This is a genomic window from Modestobacter sp. SYSU DS0904 (assembly GCF_054051115.1).
On record NZ_JBJHAQ010000080.1, the window covers coordinates 1 to 1,020 of the forward strand.

General features: G+C 64.1%; 1 protein-coding gene. It reads left to right on the forward strand.

The window, feature by feature from the left end; genetic code table 11:
• Window positions 1-37: 37 nt before the first annotated feature.
• On the forward strand, window positions 38-1,020 hold a 983-nt coding region (locus ACI79U_RS21410), incomplete at its 3' end, for a hypothetical protein (RefSeq protein ID WP_457072403.1).

A 1,020-nucleotide genomic window follows, 5' to 3' on the forward strand; every position in this document is an offset into this window, starting at 1 on the left:
CAGTCGCCCAACACGGGGCGCGACTGATGGAGGATCCATGAGCAAGCGTTCAATCTCGGTCGGCATCCTGACCGCCGGTCTGTCGGTCGGCGTTGTCGCTGGCGCGGTCTCTCCGGCCGCTGCCCAGGGCAACCCGGTGGGTGGCCAGGGCAACGTCTACTTCCTGTCCGGTGCGCTCAACGCCGATGGTCAGGCTCAGAAGATCAACGTCTTCGGTGACGCCACCGACGAGGTCTACTTCGGTGACTGGTACAACACCGGCACCGACCTGCCGATGGTCCGCCGCGGCAACCTGTTCTTCGTTCCGAACCAGACCAACCAGTTCATCACCGAGACGGTGTTCGCCTACGGCGACGCTGGCGACCAGGTGCTGGTTGGTGACTGGGACGGCGACGGCAAGGACAGCCTGGCCATCCGCCGCAACAACCACTTCCTCGTGAAGAACGACAACCTGAAGTCCGGTGTGGCCGACAGTGAGTTCTTCTACGGCGACGCCGGCGACGAGGTGCTGGTCGGGAACTGGGACGGCGCTGGCCGCAACCTGAACCCGGCTGTCTACGAGGCTGATGGCACCACGATCAAGTCCGGTGACATCGACTTCACCGATGCCGGCGAGTATGTGGCCAACAACACCGACACGCTGATGGTGAAGCGTGACAACCGCTTCTTCGTCAAGAACGACCTGAAGAGCGGTGTCGCGGAGTACAGCTTCTACTTCGGCGACAAGGGCGACGACATCCTGGTCGGCGACTGGGCCCACATGGCCACCAAGGACGACAAGGCCACCAAGAGCGTCGACGAGGCCACGGTCTCCGCGGACGCCGATGGTGCCGACCAGCTCGCCGTCCGCCGCGGGTTCACCTACTACCAGTCCACCGAGTTCGAGGCGGCGTTCGTCGAGGAGAAGAACCCGAGCACCGACCGGGTCTTCGCCTATGGCGATGCCGCGGACACCGTGTTCGTCGCTTCCTACCCCAGCCCGGAGCTGAACGCTGACGGCAAGATCGTCTACGCCCAGCT